Annotated in this window: 18 protein-coding genes; 10 read left to right on the forward strand and 8 right to left on the reverse strand. The window is 72.3% G+C overall.

Going from position 1 to position 17,973, the window contains the following annotated elements:
* Positions 1–140: 140 nt before the first annotated feature.
* From hutI to hutU, 4 genes are all read right to left on the reverse strand, one after another.
* The gene (gene hutI, locus ABZ027_RS26605) at positions 141–1,340 is read right to left on the reverse strand and encodes an imidazolonepropionase (RefSeq protein ID WP_356772573.1); all 1,200 of its coding nucleotides are present in this window, start codon (positions 1,338–1,340) and stop codon (positions 141–143) included.
* Positions 1,341–1,387: 47 nt separating this feature from the next.
* The gene (locus ABZ027_RS26610) at positions 1,388–2,734 is read right to left on the reverse strand and encodes a formimidoylglutamate deiminase (protein WP_356772575.1); all 1,347 of its coding nucleotides are present in this window, start codon (positions 2,732–2,734) and stop codon (positions 1,388–1,390) included.
* A complete protein-coding gene (locus ABZ027_RS26615) occupies positions 2,731–3,933 on the reverse strand; it encodes an allantoate amidohydrolase (RefSeq protein ID WP_356772642.1) in 1,203 nt (400 codons plus the stop codon). Before ABZ027_RS26615 ends, ABZ027_RS26610 begins: the two co-directional genes overlap by 4 nt.
* A 173-nt stretch (positions 3,934–4,106) precedes the next feature.
* Positions 4,107–5,771, reverse strand: a complete 1,665-nt coding sequence (hutU, locus tag ABZ027_RS26620) for a urocanate hydratase (RefSeq protein ID WP_356772577.1) — start codon at positions 5,769–5,771, stop codon at positions 4,107–4,109.
* A 115-nt stretch (positions 5,772–5,886) separates the two neighbouring features.
* Between hutU and ABZ027_RS26625 the strand changes: the two genes are divergently transcribed.
* The 5 genes from ABZ027_RS26625 (at position 5,887) to ABZ027_RS26645 (ending at position 9,894) form a co-directional block, all read left to right on the forward strand.
* Positions 5,887–7,338: a diaminopimelate decarboxylase gene (locus ABZ027_RS26625; RefSeq protein WP_356772578.1), complete on the forward strand. Its 1,452-nt coding sequence runs from the start codon at positions 5,887–5,889 to the stop codon at positions 7,336–7,338.
* A 170-nt stretch (positions 7,339–7,508) separates the two neighbouring features.
* On the forward strand, positions 7,509–7,913 hold the full coding sequence (locus tag ABZ027_RS26630; RefSeq protein WP_356772580.1) for a hypothetical protein: 405 nt from the start codon (positions 7,509–7,511) through the stop codon (positions 7,911–7,913).
* Positions 7,910–8,932, forward strand: a complete 1,023-nt coding sequence (locus ABZ027_RS26635) for a hypothetical protein (RefSeq protein WP_356772582.1) — start codon at positions 7,910–7,912, stop codon at positions 8,930–8,932. The genes ABZ027_RS26630 and ABZ027_RS26635 overlap by 4 nt, the downstream gene beginning before the upstream one ends.
* Before the next feature lie 46 nt (positions 8,933–8,978).
* Complete coding sequence (locus tag ABZ027_RS26640; RefSeq protein ID WP_356772584.1) at positions 8,979–9,509, forward strand: roadblock/LC7 domain-containing protein; 531 nt, start codon at positions 8,979–8,981, stop codon at positions 9,507–9,509.
* Between the two features lie 10 nt (positions 9,510–9,519).
* Complete coding sequence (locus ABZ027_RS26645) at positions 9,520–9,894, forward strand: hypothetical protein (protein WP_356772586.1); 375 nt, start codon at positions 9,520–9,522, stop codon at positions 9,892–9,894.
* Between the two features lie 69 nt (positions 9,895–9,963).
* Here ABZ027_RS26645 and ABZ027_RS26650 read toward each other — a convergent pair whose 3' ends face one another.
* From ABZ027_RS26650 to ABZ027_RS26660, 3 genes are all read right to left on the reverse strand, one after another.
* Positions 9,964–10,548, reverse strand: coding sequence for a hypothetical protein (locus ABZ027_RS26650; RefSeq protein WP_356772588.1), 585 nt, complete (start codon positions 10,546–10,548; stop codon positions 9,964–9,966).
* A 96-nt stretch (positions 10,549–10,644) separates the two neighbouring features.
* On the reverse strand, positions 10,645–11,616 hold the full coding sequence (locus tag ABZ027_RS26655; RefSeq protein ID WP_356772590.1) for a MurR/RpiR family transcriptional regulator: 972 nt from the start codon (positions 11,614–11,616) through the stop codon (positions 10,645–10,647).
* Positions 11,613–13,121: an aromatic amino acid ammonia-lyase gene (locus ABZ027_RS26660; protein WP_356772591.1), complete on the reverse strand. Its 1,509-nt coding sequence runs from the start codon at positions 13,119–13,121 to the stop codon at positions 11,613–11,615. The genes ABZ027_RS26655 and ABZ027_RS26660 overlap by 4 nt, the downstream gene beginning before the upstream one ends.
* A 142-nt stretch (positions 13,122–13,263) precedes the next feature.
* On the opposite strand from ABZ027_RS26660, the gene ABZ027_RS26665 reads away from it, so the two are divergent.
* The 5 genes from ABZ027_RS26665 to ABZ027_RS26685 all read left to right on the forward strand — a co-directional run bounded on the left by ABZ027_RS26665 (position 13,264) and on the right by ABZ027_RS26685 (position 17,095).
* Positions 13,264–14,322 carry an ABC transporter ATP-binding protein gene (locus ABZ027_RS26665; RefSeq protein WP_356772593.1) on the forward strand — a complete coding sequence of 353 codons (1,059 nt, stop codon included), beginning with the start codon at positions 13,264–13,266 and terminating at the stop codon, positions 14,320–14,322.
* Entirely contained in the window at positions 14,319–14,960 is a 642-nt protein-coding gene (locus ABZ027_RS26670; RefSeq protein ID WP_356772595.1) for an ABC transporter permease, read from the forward strand. The genes ABZ027_RS26665 and ABZ027_RS26670 overlap by 4 nt, the downstream gene beginning before the upstream one ends.
* Positions 14,960–15,622 (forward strand): ABC transporter permease, encoded by a 663-nt coding sequence (locus tag ABZ027_RS26675; protein ID WP_356772596.1) that lies wholly within the window; start codon positions 14,960–14,962, stop codon positions 15,620–15,622. The genes ABZ027_RS26670 and ABZ027_RS26675 overlap by 1 nt, the downstream gene beginning before the upstream one ends.
* Positions 15,623–15,633: 11 nt before the next feature.
* The gene (locus ABZ027_RS26680; RefSeq protein ID WP_356772598.1) at positions 15,634–16,569 is read left to right on the forward strand and encodes an ABC transporter substrate-binding protein; all 936 of its coding nucleotides are present in this window, start codon (positions 15,634–15,636) and stop codon (positions 16,567–16,569) included.
* Positions 16,570–16,657: 88 nt separating this feature from the next.
* Positions 16,658–17,095, forward strand: coding sequence for a hypothetical protein (locus ABZ027_RS26685; protein WP_356772644.1), 438 nt, complete (start codon positions 16,658–16,660; stop codon positions 17,093–17,095).
* A gap of 23 nt (positions 17,096–17,118) precedes the next feature.
* On the opposite strand, the gene ABZ027_RS26690 is transcribed toward ABZ027_RS26685, so the two are convergent.
* Positions 17,119–17,880, reverse strand: coding sequence for an SDR family oxidoreductase (locus tag ABZ027_RS26690; RefSeq protein WP_356772600.1), 762 nt, complete (start codon positions 17,878–17,880; stop codon positions 17,119–17,121).
* Positions 17,881–17,973 lie beyond the last annotated feature (93 nt).

Genomic DNA, 17,973 nt, shown 5'->3' on the forward strand with positions numbered 1-17,973 from the left:
GACACCAGCGTCGTACGCGTCCACGTGATCAGCTGCTGCACGATCGCTTGGGCGCGAGTGCTGACGAGATCAAGTCAAGTCGGATGGCCTTGGTCGAGCTGGCCGGATTCCTGGACAGGAACAAGGGACGTAAGAACTCTTCAGACCGCACGGACTCCCCGCCGCCACACCCCGCTGACCAGCGGAACCCCCGGCCGGTAGGCCAGGTGGACGTGGCTCGGGGCGTCGAGCAGGGTCAGGTCGGCGTACGCGCCCGGCGTGAGGCGGCCGATGTCCTCCCGGCGCAGTGCGCGCGCCCCGCCCGCCGTGGCCGACCACACCGCTTCGTCCGGCGTCATCCCCATGTCCCGTACCGCGAGCGCGATGCAGAAGGGCACGGAGGACGTGAAGGACGAGCCCGGGTTGCAGTCGGTGGACAGGGCGACGGTGACGCCGGCGTCCAGGAGGCGGCGGGCATTCGGCCACTCGGCGCGGGTGGAGAACTCGGCGCCGGGGAGGAGCGTCGCCACCGTGTTGCCGGAGGCCAGCGCGTCGATGTCGGCGTCCGTCAGGTGGGTGCAGTGGTCGGCGCTGGCCGCGTCGAGTTCGACAGCGAGCTGGACACCGGGGCCGTACGACAACTGGTTGGCGTGGATGCGGGGGTGCAGCCCCTTCGCCTTGCCCGCCGTGAGGATCGCGCGGGCCTGGTCGCCGTCGAAGGCACCCTTCTCGCAGAAGACGTCGATCCAACGGGCGTACGGGGCGCACGCGTCGAGCATCTCGCCGGTGACCAGGGCGACGTAGGCGGCGGGGTCGTCGGCGTGGTCCGGGGAGACGATGTGGGCGCCGAGGTAGGTGACCTCGTCGGTGTGGGCGGCGGCGATGCGCAGGGCGCGGGACTCGTCGGCGACGGTCAGGCCGTAGCCGGACTTGGTCTCGAAGGTGGTCGTGCCCTGGCGGAGGGCTTCGGCGAGGTAGTGGGTGAGGTTGGTCTCCAGTTCGCTGTCCGTCGCCGCGCGGGTCGCCGCGACCGTCGTACGGATGCCGCCCGCGCTGTACGGGCGCCCCGACATCCGGGCGTTGAACTCCTGCGTCCGGTCGCCCGCGAAGAGCAGGTGGGAGTGGGAGTCGACGAAGCCCGGCAGGACCGCCCGGCCACCGGCGTCGACCCGATTGTCAGTGGCGGGTGCTTTGCTTGATTCACCGGTCCACGCGATGCGGTCACCGTCGATGACGACGGCCGCGTCCTGGATCAGTCCGAGGGGAGATCCGTCACCCAGGGAGGGGTCGTTGGTGACCAGCGTGGCGATGTTGGTGATGACGGTGGTCGTGCCGGTCGTGGTGCCGGTGGTGCTGCTCATCATGTCCTCGCGGGGGCGGAGTTCGGCGGACGGTACGGGCGCGGGGGCTACGCGCGCAGGGCTTCCACGGCCCGCGACAGAGCGTGCGGCACATCGGGGACGAGCGTGTGCGCCCCGTCGCGTACGACGTGCCGTCCGCCCACGATCGTGTGCCGTACATCCGCTGCCGTCGCCGCGAATACGGCCGTCTCGGCTCCGAGCCTGGGCAGTGGGCCCGCTGTCCTGACGGAGTCGAGCGCGATCGTCGTGAGGTCGGCGAGCGCGCCCGCCTCGATGGTGCCGGCCTCGCCCCAGCCGAGGGCCGCGTGACCGTCGGCGGAGGCGGCCCTCAGCAGGGCGGCGGCGGTCCAGTGGCCGCGGGTGCGGGTGCGCAGGCGCTCGTTCAGCTCCATCGCGCGCGCCTCTTCGAGCAGGTCGATGACGGCGTGGCTGTCGGAGCCGAGGGAGAGGGACGAGCCGGCCTTCTGCAGGGCGACGGCGGGACCGATGCCGTCGGCGAGGTCGCGCTCCGTCGTCGGGCACATGCAGGTGCCGGTCGTCGAGTCGCCGAGCAGGGCGATGTCCTCGGGGGTGAGGTGCGTGTTGTGGACGCCCGTGGTGCGCGGCCCGAGGACTCCGTGGTCGGCGAGCAGCTGGGTGGGCGTGCACCCGTGGGCGGTCCGGCAGGCGTCGTTCTCGGCGGTCTGCTCGGACAGGTGCACATGGAGCGGGGCCCGCCGCTCCTCCGCCCACCGCGCCACGGTCGCCAACTGCCGGGCGGGTACGGCCCGTACGGAGTGGATGGCGGCCCCGATCCGCGCGTGATCCCGTTCCTTGAGAACTGAACAGCGTTCGGCCCAGGCGTCCGCGCTGCCGTCGGAGAAGCGGAGCTGGTGGGTGTTGGGCGGCTGTCCGAAGCCGGAGGAGAGATAGGCGGTGTCGAGGAGGGTGATGCGGACACCAGCGTCTGCGGCGGCCTGGATCAGTGCCTCACCCATCGCGTTCGGGTCGGCGTAGGGGGTGCCGCCCGGGGCGTGGTGCACGTAGTGGAACTCGCCGACGGCGGTGATGCCGGCCAGGGCCATCTCGGCGTACACGGCCCGGGCGAGCGCGAGGTAGGTCTCGGGGGTCAGCCTGTCGGCGAACGAGTACATGACCTCGCGCCAGGTCCAGAAGGTCCCCGAGCCGACCTGGACGGTGCCGCGCAGGGCGCGGTGGAAGGCGTGCGAGTGGGCGTTGGCGAGGCCGGGGAGGGTGAGGCCACGCAGGATCTCGGCGCCGGGGGGTGGGGAGTCGGTGTCCGAGCGGACGGCGGTGATGCGGCCGTCCTCGACCTCGACGGCGACCCCCGGCTCGACGTGGGTGTCGAGCCAGGCGTGTTCCAGCCAGTACGTCCGCTTGGGGGAGTGGGTCACCTGCTGGCCAGCCCTTCCAGTACGTCGGCGAGTGCGGTCACCCCGGCCACGCAGTCGTCCTCCGTCGCGAACTCGGCCGGGGAGTGCGAGACGCCGGTGGGGTTGCGTACGAACAGCATGGCGGTCGGGATGCGTCCGGAGAGAATCCCGGCGTCGTGTCCGGCGCCGGTACCGAGGACGGGGACGTTGAGGTCCGTGTCCGTGCCCAGGATGCGGGCGAGTTCGTCGCGCAGGGCGTGGTCGAACTCGACGACGGGCGTGAAGGACTCGCGGACGATGTCGAGGTCGACACCGTGTTCCCGGGCGTGCGCGCGGGCCGCCTTCTCGATCCCTTCGACCACGGTGTCCAGGGACTCCTGGTCGGCGGCGCGGGAGTCGAGCCAGCCGCGAACCAGGGAGGGGATCGCGTTGACGCCGTTGGGCTCGACGGCGATCTTGCCGAAGGTGGCGACGGCCCCCGCGAGTCGTGCCTCGCGGCGGGCGGCGAGGACGGTCTCGGCGTAGGACAGCATGGGGTCACGCCGGTCAATCAGCCGGGTGGTGCCGGCGTGGTTGGCCTCGCCCCGGAAGTCGAACCGCCACCGTCCGTGCGGCCAGATGGCACTCGCGATGCCGACCTGGTCGCCGCTGAGGTCCAGCGCCCGCCCCTGCTCCACGTGCAGTTCCACGAAGGCACCGATGCGGGCGAGCCGCTCCGGGTCCGGCCCGATGGCGTCGGGGTCGTATCCGGCGGCCGCCATGGCCTGCGGCAGGGTGACCCCGTCACCGTCGGTCAGCCGGTGTGCCTGCTCGACGCCGAGTTCTCCGGCGGTCAGCCGCGACCCGACACAGGCGAGCCCGAACCGGGCGCCCTCCTCGTCACCGAAGTTGACGATGGCGAGGGGCTTGTCGAGGGTGACGCCACGCGTGCGCAGTTCGTCGAGCGCGGCGAAGGAGGACACGACTCCGAGGGGGCCGTCGAAGGCGCCGCCGTCCGGTACGGAGTCGAGATGGGACCCGGTGACGACGGCGTCCCCGGCGTCGGGATCCCCGAGCCACGCCCACTGGTTCCCGTTCCGGTCCAGCTCGTAGGCCAGGCCACGGCCCTCGGCCTGTTCCCTGAACCAGGCCCGGCAGTCGACGTCGGCACCGCTCCACGCGAAGCGCCGGTAGCCCCCGGAGTCGGGGTGCCGCCCGATGGGCCGCAGCTCGCGCCACATGGAGTGGAAGGAGTCACCACCGCCAGGCTGTGGGCCGCCCGGCTGTGGGCAGTCGTTCCGCAGGGCGGAACGGGTGGGCACAGCCGAACCCGCAGCTGCACCCGCACCCGCACCCGGCGACGAAGCCCCGGCCTCCGCCGGACGGTTGCCGCCCGTTGCACCTCCCGGAAGGGTCACGCGTCGTCACCCTCGCGCATGGGCACCCGCACACCCCGCTCGTCGGCGACCGACTCCGCGATGTCGTACCCCGCGTCCACGTGCCGGATGACACCCATCCCGGGGTCGTTCGTCAGCACCCGCCGGATCTTCTCGCCGGCCAGCTTCGTGCCGTCGGCCACCGACACCTGCCCGGCGTGGATGGAGCGCCCCATGCCGACGCCACCGCCGTGGTGGAGGGAGACCCAGGACGCGCCCGAGGCCACGTTGACCATGGCGTTCAGCAGCGGCCAGTCGGCGATCGCGTCGGAGCCGTCGAGCATGGCCTCGGTCTCGCGGTACGGGGAGGCCACCGACCCGCAGTCGAGGTGGTCGCGGCCGATGGCCAGCGGGGCGGCCAGCTCACCGGAGGCCACCATGTCGTTGAACCGCTCACCGGCCTTGTCCCGCTCGCCGTAGCCGAGCCAGCAGATCCGGGCGGGCAGGCCCTGGAAGTGGACGCGCTCCCCCGCCATCTTGATCCAGCGGTGCAGGGACTCGTTCTCCGGGAAGAGGTCGAGGATCGCCTTGTCGGTCTTCGCGATGTCGGCGGGGTCCCCGGACAGGGCCGCCCAGCGGAAGGGGCCCTTGCCCTCGCAGAACAGCGGGCGGATGTAGGCGGGGACGAAGCCGGGGAAGGCGAACGCCCGGTCGTACCCGGCGAGTTGGGCCTCGCCGCGGATCGAGTTGCCGTAGTCGAAGACCTCCGCGCCGGCGTCCATGAAGCCGACCATCGCCTCGACGTGCCGGGCCATCGACTCGCGGGCGCGGGTGGTGAACCCGGCCGGGTCCTTGGCCGCGGCGGAGGCCATGTCGTCGAAGTCGACGCCCACCGGGAGGTATGCGAGCGGGTCGTGCGCCGAGGTCTGGTCGGTGACGATGTCGACGGGGGCGCCCTCGGCGAGCATCCGCGGCAGCAGTTCGGCGGCGTTGCCGAGCAGGCCGATGGAGAGCGGGCGGCGGGCGTCCCGGGCCTCGACGGCGAGCTGGAGGGCGTGCTCCAGGCTGTCGGCCTTCACGTCGAGGTAGCGGTGCTCGATGCGCCGGTCGATGGCCCGGGGGTCGCAGTCGACGCAGATGGCGACGCCGTCGTTCATGGTCACCGCGAGGGGCTGCGCGCCACCCATGCCGCCGAGGCCGGCGGTGAGGGTGATCGTCCCGGCGAGGGTGCCGTTGAACTTCTTCGCTGCGACGGCGGCGAAGGTCTCGTAGGTGCCCTGGAGGATGCCCTGGGTGCCGATGTAGATCCAGGAGCCGGCGGTCATCTGCCCGTACATGGTCAGGCCGAGGGCCTCCAGGCGGCGGAACTCCTCCCAGTTGGCCCAGTCGCCGACCAGGTTGGAGTTGGCGATGAGGACGCGCGGGGCCCACTCGTGGGTCTGCATGACGCCGACCGGACGGCCGGACTGGACCAGCATGGTCTCGTCCTGCTTCAGGGTCCTGAGCGTGCGGACCATGGCGTCGAAGGAACGCCAGTCGCGGGCCGCCTTGCCGGTGCCGCCGTAGACGACGAGCTTGTCGGGGTGCTCGGCGACCTCCGGGTCGAGGTTGTTCTGCAGCATCCGCAGGGCGGCTTCCTGCTGCCATCCCAGGGCGCTCAGTTCCGTACCGCGCGGAGCTCGTACGGGGCGGGGTCCTGACATGGTCTGCCTCCTAGCGGACTGTTGCTGCCGTTATTCACATCCTGACCCTCTGAATAGAACTAGTCAATACGTGGGGGCGACGGCGTGGGCCCGGTTGGGGTGTTTGGCTGGATGCATGGGTGCAGACGCCGACCTGACGGGGGACGTCGTGAGCGATGCCGACAAGAGTCATGCGAGCGAGGGCGACCAGGGGCGGGTCGTCCGCCGGGACGACGCGGTCCGGGCGGCCGTGGAGCAGGGGTTGCTGGGGCCCGGCCACCCCCTGATCGGACTGCTCGACGTCGCCGGAATCCGGGAGTCCGCGGCCCGGTTGCGGGCCGCCTTCGACGAGGTCGCCGCGCCCGGCACACCCGTACTGCACGCCTTCGCGGTGAAGGCGGCCCCACTGGTGCCGGTGCTGCGGCTGCTGCGGGCGGAGGGGATCGGCGCGGAGGTGGCGAGCCCGGGCGAGCTGGCGCTGGCACGGGCGGCGGGGATGCCGGCGGCCCGGACCGTCCTCGACTCGCCGGCGAAGACACCGGCCGAACTGCGCGAGGCACTGGCGCTGGGGATCGCCATCAACGCCGACAACCCTCAGGAGCTGGAGCGCATCGACGGCCTGATGCTCCCCCACAGCCCGAAAGGCGTGGGAGGTGCCCCCATGGCACCCAGTCGCTCACCCCTCGGTATCCGGGTGAACCCGCAGGTCGGGGCGGGTGCGATCGAGGCGCTGTCCACCGCCACGGCGACCTCCAAGTTCGGGGTGGCGCTGCGGGACGAGGGGGCGCGCGAGTGGGTGGTGCGGGCCTGCGTCGAGCGCCCCTGGTTGTCCCGGCTGCACGCGCACACCGGATCACAGGGCGTTCCGCTCGCCCTGATGGCCGAGGGCGTGGCGGAGACGTACCGGCTCGCGGAGGAGATCAACCGGCGGATCGGCCGGCCGCAGATCGACACCATCGACATCGGCGGCGGACTGCCGGTGAACTTCGCGTCGGACGCGACGACACCGACGTACGCGGACTACGCGCGGGTGCTGAAGGAGACGGTGCCGGGGCTGTTCGACGGGCGCTACGGGCTGGTGACCGAGTTCGGACGGTCGTTGCTGGCCAAGCACGGGACGCTGGTGGCGCGGGTCGAGTACGCCAAGAGCGCCGGCGGCCGGCCGGTGGCGGTGACGCACGCGGGCGTGCAGGTGGCGACGCGGACGGTGTACGCGCCGGGGGCGTGGCCGCTGAGGATCGCCGGGTACGACCGCGAGGGGCGGCCGAAGACGGGGCCCGAGGTGGTGCAGGACGTCGCCGGGCCGGCGTGCTTCGCGGGCGACCTGCTCGCCCAGGGCTATGCGCTGCCGCTGCTGGCTCCGGGCGACTACGCGGCGGCTCTGGACACGGGCGCGTACTACTTCGCGCACCACTACGCGTACAACTCCCTGGCCCGGCCCGGCATCTACGGCTTCGCACCCGACGGGACCGGAGGGGCTGTCTTCTCGACCGTGCGGGAGGCGCAGACCGTCGAGGAGATCGTGGCCGAATCTGGAGGGGCGCACGCCGACGCGCTCACCACCTTGCGCACTCCTGGCTCCCGTTGACGCACACCGGTGCGGGCTGCTGATCAACTTGCCTGTGAATGAGGTCAGTTGACCCACCTTAGTCATCCGCCGCATGTTCCACTGGAAAATGCCAGAACACTCACTCCTCGCGCACACGTTGCGTAGCTTCGGCGTCACTCAGCCGAATCCCAGGGGGAGGGGGAGCCAGGGTGCCCGGAATCGACGAGTGCCTGCTGGAAGCCATGCGACTGCCCGGTGCCCGGGGCGCCGCACTGGTCGACTGGACGAGCGGACTGGCCCTGGGCACGGTCGGTGAGTCCCCGGGCGGCGACCCGGAGACCGCCGCGGTCGAGGCCGCGGAGCTCGCCCGGATCGCCGCCGAGCAGCACGCGTTCGCGGCGGGCGCCGGTGAGGAAGGCGACGGTGACGGCGCTGCCCCACCGGTCGAGGACCTCATCATCAGCAACCGGGACAGCTACCACGTGCTGCGGTTCGTGCCGACGTCCTTCGACAGCAGCGTGTGCCTGCACCTGTGGCTGGCCCGCTCCGAGGGCAATCTCGCGCTGGCCCGTATCCGGCTGGGCGAGATGGCCGGACGGCTGGTGCTGGGATGACCGCCGTGCGGACCACTCCCCCGCCCCGGCTGCCCGTGCGGGACAAGGCGGCGGCCCTGGACCGGGGCTGGGGCGGCGTCTCACCGATGCTGACCCGGCTCGCCGCCGAGCGGGCCACCGGCGTCCTGGTCCGCGAGCGCGGCACGCTCCATCTCGCCGGGGGCCGGGTGGTGCACGCCGAGAGCCCTGCCGCGCCCGGCCTCGAGGTCCTGCTCACCGCCTGCGGCACGCTCGACGCCGGTACCTGGCGGCAGGCGTTGACCGAGACCGGCGACCGGCACCGCGCCGGTCACCTCCTGGTCGCCGACGGACACCTCACCCCTGGCACGCTGGACCTGTGCCGGCTGGTCGCGCTGTACGACGCGGCGTACTTCGCCCTCGCGCCCAGCAGCAGCCCGGGCCGCTTCCGCTACGCCGGCCAGGACGGGCCCGGCTGCCCGTGCCCGGTGCCGGTGGCAGCCCTGGAGCGCGAGACCCTGCGCCGCCGTGACCTGCTGCACCGCATCTGGCCCGACCCGGCCACGGACGAGGCGCCCCTCGTCCGCGCGCACCGCCCCGCGCCCCCGGCGCCCACCGCACGTCAGCGCGCGGTCCTGGCCTACCTGGACGACGCCCACCCGGACGACGCCCGTACGGCACCGGACATCGCCAGGGGCCTCGGCCGCCCGGCGTTCCACACCCTGGTCGACCTACGGCGGTTGGCGGCCGCCGGTGTGATCTCGCCCCGCCGACCGGTCCTCGCCGAACCGCCGAAGGCACCCGCACCACCCGGAGCACCCGGAGCCCCTGAGGCACCGAAAGCTCCCGACGCCCCCGGCCGATCCAGACCAGCCAGACCAGCCAGACCAGCCAGACCACCGATATCACCCAGCCCACCAAACCCACCCAGCCCGTCCGGTCGCCCCGACCCGCTCGACCCATCCGGCTTGTCCGACCCGCTCGCGGCGCCCCCCACCGAAGTCATCGACCCCCACATCACATTGCTGAAGAGGCTCAGGGATGCGCTGGAGGCCCTTTGAGTGGCAACGGCAGCAGCAGCGGACCCGCGCCGAGAGGAGAGACCTGATGGCGGCGGAGGCCGAAATCCTGGAGGAGTTGCAGCGGCTCAGGGCCCGCGTGCCCCAGCTGACCGGCGCCCTGGCCGCCGGGGCCGACGGACTCGTCCTCGCTCAGGACACCCCCGGCGTCGACCCGGGGACGGTGGCCGCGCTCACCGGCACCGCCCACGACCTGGCCGGCCGGCTGACCGACGCGACCGGTCAGGGCGACTTCCGCGAACTGCTCGTCCGCGGGGTGTACGGCTACGTGGCCACGTACGCGGCGGGCCGCACCGCCCTGCTGACCCTGCTCGCCCAGGACCGCGTCAACGTCGGCCGCCTCCACCTGGAGGGCCGCCGGGCCGGGGCCCGCATCGGAGAGCTGGTCGACGCCATCCCGGCGCCCCGGCCCAAGCCCCCCACGAAAACCACGGCCAGGACCACCGCGCCGCGGGCCAGGACCAGTCGTACCTCCCGGTCCAAGCCCGCCGACACACGTGAGCCAGGCACCGAAACGCCCACCGCACCCACGGTGGCGCGTACCACCACCGAAAGTTGAGGGAACCGTCATGGCCAACACCGAAACCACACTCAAAGAGGCGCTGGCCTCCATCGAGGGCGCCACCGGCGTCGCGCTCGTCGACTACACCAGCGGTATGGCGCTGGGCACCCTGGGCGGCAGCAAGGGCTTCGACCTCAATGTCGCCGCCGCCGGCAACACCGACGTGGTCCGCGCGAAGATGCGCACCATGGAGCACCTCGGGCTCAAGGCGCAGATCGAGGACATCCTGATCACCCTGTCCGACCAGTACCACCTGATCCGGCTGATCAGCGGCCGGGGCGGCAACGGCCTGTTCCTCTACCTGGTCCTCGACGCCAAGCGGGCCAACCTGGCGATGGCCCGACACCAGCTGAAGAGGATCGAGGAGGACCTGGAGGTCTGACGGGACGGGTCCCGGTACCGCGACGGTGCTGCGGACGGCCCGCGTTGGACGAGGGCCAACGGCCCGGTGCTAGACGAGCGCCGCGGTGCGGCGGCGGGCTCCACCCGGGGCCGCGTCGCCCGCCGCGATGCCCGTGCTGCGGTACGCCCGGACCGTCTTGCCGGCCGGGCGCCCGCCGTTCGTGGCGAGCCAGTCGACCCGCACCCACAGCAGCGCGTCCTCGTCCCGCTCGCGCCGACCGAGCCAGGCGGCCTTGAGCCGCAGTCCGGTGCCGCAGCCGGCGAGCAGCATGCCCCCGGCGGCGGGCACCGCGAACGCGCTGCCCAGCGCGGCGAGGAAACCGAGCAGCAGCCACCAGCGGTGTCCCCGGCGCCAGTTGCGCACACTCACCGCACGGTCCTGGAGCACGTCGTGCTTGCCCGCGCGGGCGGCCGAGCGGGCCAGTTGCAGGTACCGCTTACGGCGGTGCAACGCCACCACCGCGACCGCGACGACGAACAGCGCCGCCCCCGCCATCACCCCGATCCGCCGGCCCGTGACGCCCGGCACCAGCGCACCGATCCCCGCCGCGAACACCCCGAGCCACCACATGGGCGCGGCTCCTGCCCGTACGACGACCGCCACCCGAGCCAGACCCTGACCTCCGCGTGACACGCTCCGCCTCCTCGTCGCCCAGCACGATTTTCTGGTCGCGGAGATTAACGGGCGAAGGTGAGACGAGTCTGAGAGCGGCCCACGCCCAGCCCGCGCTCACTCGACGAACAGCCCCCGGGCCGCCGCCTTCGCGTCGAACTCCTCCAGCCGGGACTGCGCGCCCGGCAGGTCGTCGCACATCGCCTCCAGCAGGACCCGGCCCAGCAGCATCGGCGCGCAGGCCGTGTCGAAGGCGAGTCCGGTGCCGACCGCGGCCGGCAGCAGCAGGTCGGAGACCTTGGCGACCGGCGCGAAGGCGGAGTCGGCGACGGTCACCACGGTCAGTCCCGCCTCCTTGGCGTAGGCGAGGGTGTCCACGACCTCGCGCGGGTGGCGGGGCAGCGCGAAGCACAGCAGCGTGGTGGCGCCCGCGTGCACGGCGGCGTCGATCCGGTCGTGGATCATCGTGCCGCCCTCGTTGAGCAGCCGAACCTCCGGGTGGACCTTGGCGGCGAAGTACGCGAAGCCGTACGCCTGCGAGGCCGCGGCCCGCAGCCCGAGCACCGGCAGGGGGCGCGAGGCGGCGAGCAGCCGCCCCGCCCGCAGCACCGGCCGCGGGTCGGCCAGCACCTCCGCCAGCAGCCGCAGGTTCTCGATCTCGGCCTCGACGGCCTGCTGGTACTCGTTGTACGAGGCCGCGTCCGCGGCCGGCTCGGCGGGCGCGACCTCGCGCAGGTGCTTGCGCAGCGCCGGGTAGCCGTCGAAACCGAGGGCGACCGCGAAGCGGGTGACGGACGGCTGACTGACCCCGGCCAGCTCCGCCAGCTCCACGCTGGACAGGAACGGCACGTCGGAGGCCCGCCGCACCATGCTGTGCGCGATACGCCGCTGGGTGGGTGTCAGCCGGTGTCCCTCGAAGAGGACCTGCAGCCGCGCGGCCGGACTGTCCGGCACGCCCGCGCCACCACCGGAGACAGCCGCGCCACCACCGGAGACGCCCGCGCCACCGCCGGGCACCGCCGCCCCGTCACCGGGCGCGCCCACACCCGCGCCCCCGTCCACCACTTCGGCGTTCCCGTCCCCGCTCATGCGTCGCTTCCCCTCCAGATGTCCGTGAACCGGTCGAGCAGTGCGGCCGCGACGGTCACGTCGTGCGTGAGCGGCCGGTCGGCCTGGTCCTCGTCGAGCACCGACTCGGCGAGTTCCAGCGCGTGGCCCACGCCGAGCCCGGGCTCGGGCTCGATGCCGCGCTGGCGCAGTGCCCGTACGGCGGCGACGAGTTCGCAGCCGACGACGTGCCGGAACGCACCGCACGCCCGCAGTGTCTGGCGTGCGGCGAGCGAGGCGAAGCTGGCCTGTTCCTCGACGCCTCGGGAGAGTACAGCGTGCCCGAGGGAAGCGGGCGCGGAGAAGGCCCCGAGGTCGCCGAGGGCGGCGCCGGCCGCGTACTCCAGGATCATCACGCCGGATGAGGCGGGTTCCTGGTCGGCGAGGAAGGGCTTGAGGCGGGTGTAGGCGGGCTCGTTGAGGGTGGACAGCCGGGACATGGACAGGCGGGCCACCTGGGTCATGGCCAGCCGGAAGTGGTCCAGGGCGAGGGTGAGTTGGGCCTGGTAGAAGCCGCCGTGGTGGTAGGCGGCCAGGTCCTCGGCGCAGATCAGCGGGTTCTCGGACGCCGCGTTGATCTCTATCGCGAGGACCTCCTCCAGGGCGTCGGCCGCGTCGTGTGCCGGGCCGTGTATCTGGGGCAGGCAGCGGAAGCCGTACGGGTCCTGGATCCGGCCGAGCGGCGGGGTGGGCCGGTCGGCGGCGCCGATCAACGTCCGCATCCGGCGGGCGACTTCGCTGGAGCCGCGGTGCGGGCGGGCGGCGTGCACGGGGGCGGCGTAGGCCTCGTGCGAGCCGTCGACGGCCAGCAGGGACAGGGCGCCGACCACCTGGGTGGCCTCCAGGAGTCCGCGCAGTTCGTGCAGGGCGAGCGCGGACTGGCCGAGGGTGAGGGCGTTGCTGCTGATGAAGGCGAGGGCGTCGTTGTTGTCGAGCGGCTGCGGTTCGGGGGCGCCCGTCCCCCGCCAGGGGTGTTCGCCGGCCAGCGCCAGGCCGGCCTGGGCGAGGGCGGCGATGTCGCCGGTGCCGACGGACCCGAACTCGTTCACCACCGGGTGGGCCCCGCTCTCCAGCGCCTCGCACAGGGCGGTGACGACGGTGGGCCTGAGGCCCGCCCCGCCGGCCAGCAGTTGGTTGGCGCGCACGGCGAGCATCGCGCGCACCTGCCGCGCGGGCAGCTCCTCGCCGATGGCGCCGGCGTGGCTGCGCAGCAGCCTGAGGCCGTGTTCGGTGGCCGCCTCGGTGGGCACGTCCTCGTTCCGGTTCGCTCCGACGCCGGTGGAGCGGCCGTAGACGCGCCCGGTCGCGGCGATCTGCCGGGCGGCGTCCCAGGCACCCTCCACGCGCCGCGTCGCCTCGCTCCCGGGGACCGGTCGCGCGGACCCGTCGGCGAGCCGGACGACGTCCACGACGCCGAGACCGACGCCGTCGAGGACGACGAGAGCGGAGCCCGCGGTTCGCGGTGGGTCCACGATCTGAGACGACATTGAACCCCAAACCCTTCTCAACCAGGACAATCGATCTTGCTTCCTGGTCATCTGTTACGACGGATTAACGCCGGGGCGTTGACAACCTATTCACCTACCAAGAACTCTGCATGACGTTATACAGCCGGGCAAGGGACAACTCATGATCCAGTTCGACGCGGTCCACAAGCGCTTCCCCAACGGCACGACAGCAGTCCACGACCTCTCCCTGGAAATGCCGGAAGGCGGCGTGACGGTCCTCGTCGGATCCTCCGGTTGCGGCAAGACCACCACCCTGCGCATGGTCAACCGGATGGTCGAACCGACCTCCGGCACCATCCGGGTCGGCGGCAAGGACGTCCAGCGGCAGGACGCGGCCGAACTGCGCCGCTCCATCGGGTACGTCATCCAGCAGTCGGGCCTCTTCCCGCACCGCACGGTGCTCGACAACATCGCCACCGTGCCGCTGCTGCTGGGCCACGGCCGCCGCAAGGCGCGGGCCCGCGCCGCCGAACTGCTGGAGACCGTCGGTCTCACCGCGGAGGCCGGAAAGCGGTACCCGCACCAGCTCTCCGGCGGCCAGCAGCAGCGCGTCGGCGTCGCCCGCGCGCTCGCCGCCGACCCGCCGGTGCTGCTCATGGACGAGCCGTTCGGCGCGGTCGACCCGGTGGTACGCACCCAGCTCCAGGACGAACTGCTGCGCCTGCAGAAGGAGTTGAGCAAGACCATCGTCTTCGTCACGCACGACATCGACGAGGCGGTACGGCTCGGCGACCGCATCGCGATCTTCCGCACCGGAGGCCACCTCGTCCAGTGCGCCCCGCCCACCGAACTCCTCGCCCGCCCGGCCGACGAGTTCGTCGCCGACTTCCTGGGCGCCGAGCGCGGCCTGAAGCTGCTCTCGCTGAAGACCCTCGCCGACGTCCCGCAGGGCCCGGCCCCCGAGGGCGGCACCTGGACGCTCGCCCTCGACGAGGCCCGCAAGCCGCTGCACTGGACGTCCAAGGACGCCGAGCTCCCCGTACGAGCACTCAAGGACGACGACTCCCTGCTGTCGGCGCTCAACGAGTCGGTGGCCTCCCCCGCCGGTCTGGTCGCCCGGGTCGACGCGGCCGGAGTCCTCACCGGCGTCTCGTCCCGCGACGACATCCACGCCCACGCGGGCCGGGCCCACACCGAAGCCCGCACCGAGGCCCACGCCGAGAAGGGAGTGGCCGCATGACCGTCGACTGGTCGTGGATATCCGGCCACACCGACGACCTCACCACCCTCACCGTCTCCCACCTCCAGGCGGCCCTGACCGCCGTGCTCCTCGGACTGCTGATCAGCCTTCCGCTGGCCGTGGTGGCCCACCGGGTCCGCCCGCTGCGCGGCTTCCTGCTCGGACTGTCGAACGTCCTGTTCACGATCCCGTCGATCGCCATCTTCGTACTGTTGCTGCCAGTCAGCGGCCTCACCCGCACCACCACCGTCATCGGCCTGACGATCTACACCCTGGTCGTCCTGCTCCGCAACACGGTCGAGGGCCTCGACTCGGTGCCCGAGCGGACGAAGGAAGCCGCGAAGGCGATGGGCACCCGCCCGCTGCGCACGCTGCTCACCGTCGAACTCCCCCTCGCGCTCCCCGTCATCATGGCGGGCGTCCGGATCGCGACGGTCATGTCGATCTCCCTGGTCTCGGTCGCCACCTACATCGGCGACGGCGGCCTGGGCCAGCTCTTCACCGACGGCTTCCAGCGCAACTACCCGACCCCGGTGATCGTGGGCGTGGTCCTGACCCTGCTGCTGGCGGTGGCCGCGGACGCGCTCCTGGTCGCGGTCCAGTACGTCCTCACCCCGTGGAAGAGGCGGCGAGCCTGATGTACGAACTTTTCAAGAGCCTCGGCTCCTGGCTGACCGACGCCGCCCAGTGGTCCGGCTCGGACGGCATCGCCCACCGCCTCGCCGAACACCTCCAGTACTCGCTGCTGGCCACGCTCATCGCGACCGCCATCGGCCTGCCCCTCGGCCTGTTGATCGGCCACACCGGCAGAGGCGCGTTCCTCGCCATCAACCTCGCGTCCTTCGGCCGCGCCCTGCCGACCGTCGGACTGGTGGTGCTGGTCTTCCTGGCCAGCGGCCTGTCGATGTGGCCGGTGTACATCGCGCTGGTCGCCCTCGCGGTCCCGGCGATCGTCACCAACACCTACGCCGGGATGACCGCCGTCGACCCGGACGTGAAGGACGCCGCACACGGCCAGGGGATGCGCGCCCACCAGGTCCTCTTCCAGGTGGAGTTCCCCCTCGCCCTCCCGTTGATCATGACGGGCCTGCGGCTCGCCCTCATCCAGGTGGTGGCCACCGCCACGATCGCCGCCTACGTCTCCTTCGGCGGCCTGGGCCGCTACGTCTTCGACGGCCTCGCCCAGCGCGACCTCGTCCAGGTACTCGGCGGCGCGGTGCTGGTGGCCGCGGTCGCCGTCGTCCTGGACCTGGCCCTCAGCGGCCTCCAGCGCTTCCTCTTCCGACACCGCACCGCGTAGGGACCCCCGAAATGAACCGTCGCACTCTCCTCGGCGCGCTCGCAGGAGCGGCCGTCACCGTCCCCGCCCTCTCCGCGTGCTCCAGCGGCATCACCTCCCTCGACAGCCAGGGCACCACCTCAGGTGGCGGCGGCTCCAGCAAGGGCGGGGTCACCGTCGGCACCGCGAACTTCACCGAGAACCAGGTCCTGGGCTACCTGTACGCGGCCGTCCTGGAGGCAGCCGGCGTGAAGACCACCGTCCGCCCCAACCTCGGCACCCGCGAGATCCTGATCCCCGCCCTCAAGGGCGGCGACATCGACCTCCTCCCCGAGTACCAGGGCGCCCTCCTGCACTACCTCGACCCGAAGGCGACGGCGACCGAGGAGGGCGCGATGCAGAACGCCCTCGCCATCGCCCTCCCGGCCGGCCTCCAGGTGCTGCCGTACGGCATGGCCGAGGACTCGGACGCCTTCGTCGTCACCCGCGAGACCGCCCGCAAGTACGGCCTGACCTCCCTCGCCGACCTGCGCAAGCAGAACGGCAAGCTGGTCATCGGTGCAGCGCCCGAGGTGAAGAAGCGCCAGGTGGGCGTGGTCGGCCTGAAGGACGTCTACGGGGTGGAGTTCAAGGAGTTCAAGTCCCTCGACTCGTCCGGCCCGCTGGTCAAGGGCGCCCTGAAGAAGGGCGACGTGGACGTGGCGAACCTGTTCACCACCGACACCGACATCCAGGCCAACGACTGGGTGGTGCTGTCCGACCCGAAGAACCTGATCCCGGGCCAGCACGTCGTCCCGCTCATCGCCGACCGCAAGGCCGACTCCACGGTCCGCAAGGCGCTCGCCCGCCTCGGCAACGTCCTCACCACCGCCCAGCTCACCGAACTCAACCGCCAGGTGGACAAGGACAAGAAGGACCCGGAGGACGTGGCGAACGACTACGCCAAGCAGCACGGGCTGGCGAAGTAGACGGTCCCGGCGCGCCCCCGGCCGAACAGGGGGGCTAACCCCAGTGCGGCGGGCGCGCGGGCTCCTTACCGTGGGTCACATGAACGGAATGGACGCGCGGGACACCGAGCTGAAGAAGGAACTCGACGCCACCCTGCAGGCCCGCAGGGAGCTGGGCGAGGAGTACGAGTCCGCGTTGGTCGACTCGTTCCTGGAGAAGGTCGACCAGCGCATCGACGGCGCCGTGGAGCGCCGGGTGCGCCGGCAGATGGCCGAGCAGCAGATGGTGGTGGCGCGGGGTGCCCGGTCACCGCAGACCACGGACTCCTGGGGCGAGCGCTACGGCTTCGGCATCGTCTCGCTGGTCCTGGCGATCCCGCTGTCCGCGATCGGCGCCGGCACCTCCGGCCTCCCCGGCCTGCTGGCCGCCTGGGCGGGCATCGTGGGCGTCAACGCCTTCCACGCCGCCCGCGTCAACCCGGACCTCTTCCGGGGCCGCCGCCGCAAGGACACCCGGGACGCTGAGGGCGGCGACTGGAAGGACTGACCGCGTCCCCGCCCGACCGGCCCTCACGCCTGTCGCGTGGGCAGTACGACGATCTGCCGCAGATTCACCCGCCGGGGCCGGCTCGCCACGTACGCCACGACATCGGCGACCTCCTCGGACGCCAGCCCGCCCAGCGCGTCGAACATCCCGTCGAGCTGCCCGGACAGGTCACGGTTGTCGATGTGCGACTTCAGCTCGGACTCCGTCAGACCCGGTTCGATGTTGGTGACCCGGACGTCACGCGGCCCGAACTCGGTGCGCAGGGACTCGGAGAGATAGGTGACCGCGGCCTTGGTCGCCCCGTACACCGCGTAGTGCGGGAAGGCGACGTGGGCACCGACGGACGAGATGTTCACCAGGTCCGCGGTCCGGCCCTCGGCGGCCACCGACACCAGGTCGCCGGTGAAGGCCCGGATGACCCGCAGCACGCCGGTGACGTTGGTGTCGAGCATCCGCCGCCACTCGTCGATCCGCCCGTCGTCCACGGGATTGGGCAGCATGACACCGGCCGAGTTGACGACCAGGTCGACGGCGCCGTAGGCCTCATGGATCCGGGTCACCGCGGCATCCACCGACGCCTCGTCCGTGACGTCCGCGGCGACGGCGAGGGCCTGCCCCCCGTCGGCCTCGATCTTCGCGGCCAACTCCGCCAGCCGCTCCTCGCGCCGGGCCAGCAGCGCCACCCGCGCTCCCCGCGCGGCCAGCAGCACGGCGACGGCCTCGCCGATCCCGCTGGCGGCCCCGGTGACGACGGCGGTACGTCCGGCCAGGTCCTGGTACGACATGGAGTGCTCCCTGAGTGATCGGATCGCCGCCGGCCCTCCCGGCGACGACCACCACCCTCGTCCGCCCCGCCCCCGCCACCCAGGGCTGCGCTT

This window comes from Streptomyces sp. NPDC006332, assembly GCF_040612855.1.
GTDB lineage: Bacteria > Actinomycetota > Actinomycetes > Streptomycetales > Streptomycetaceae > Streptomyces.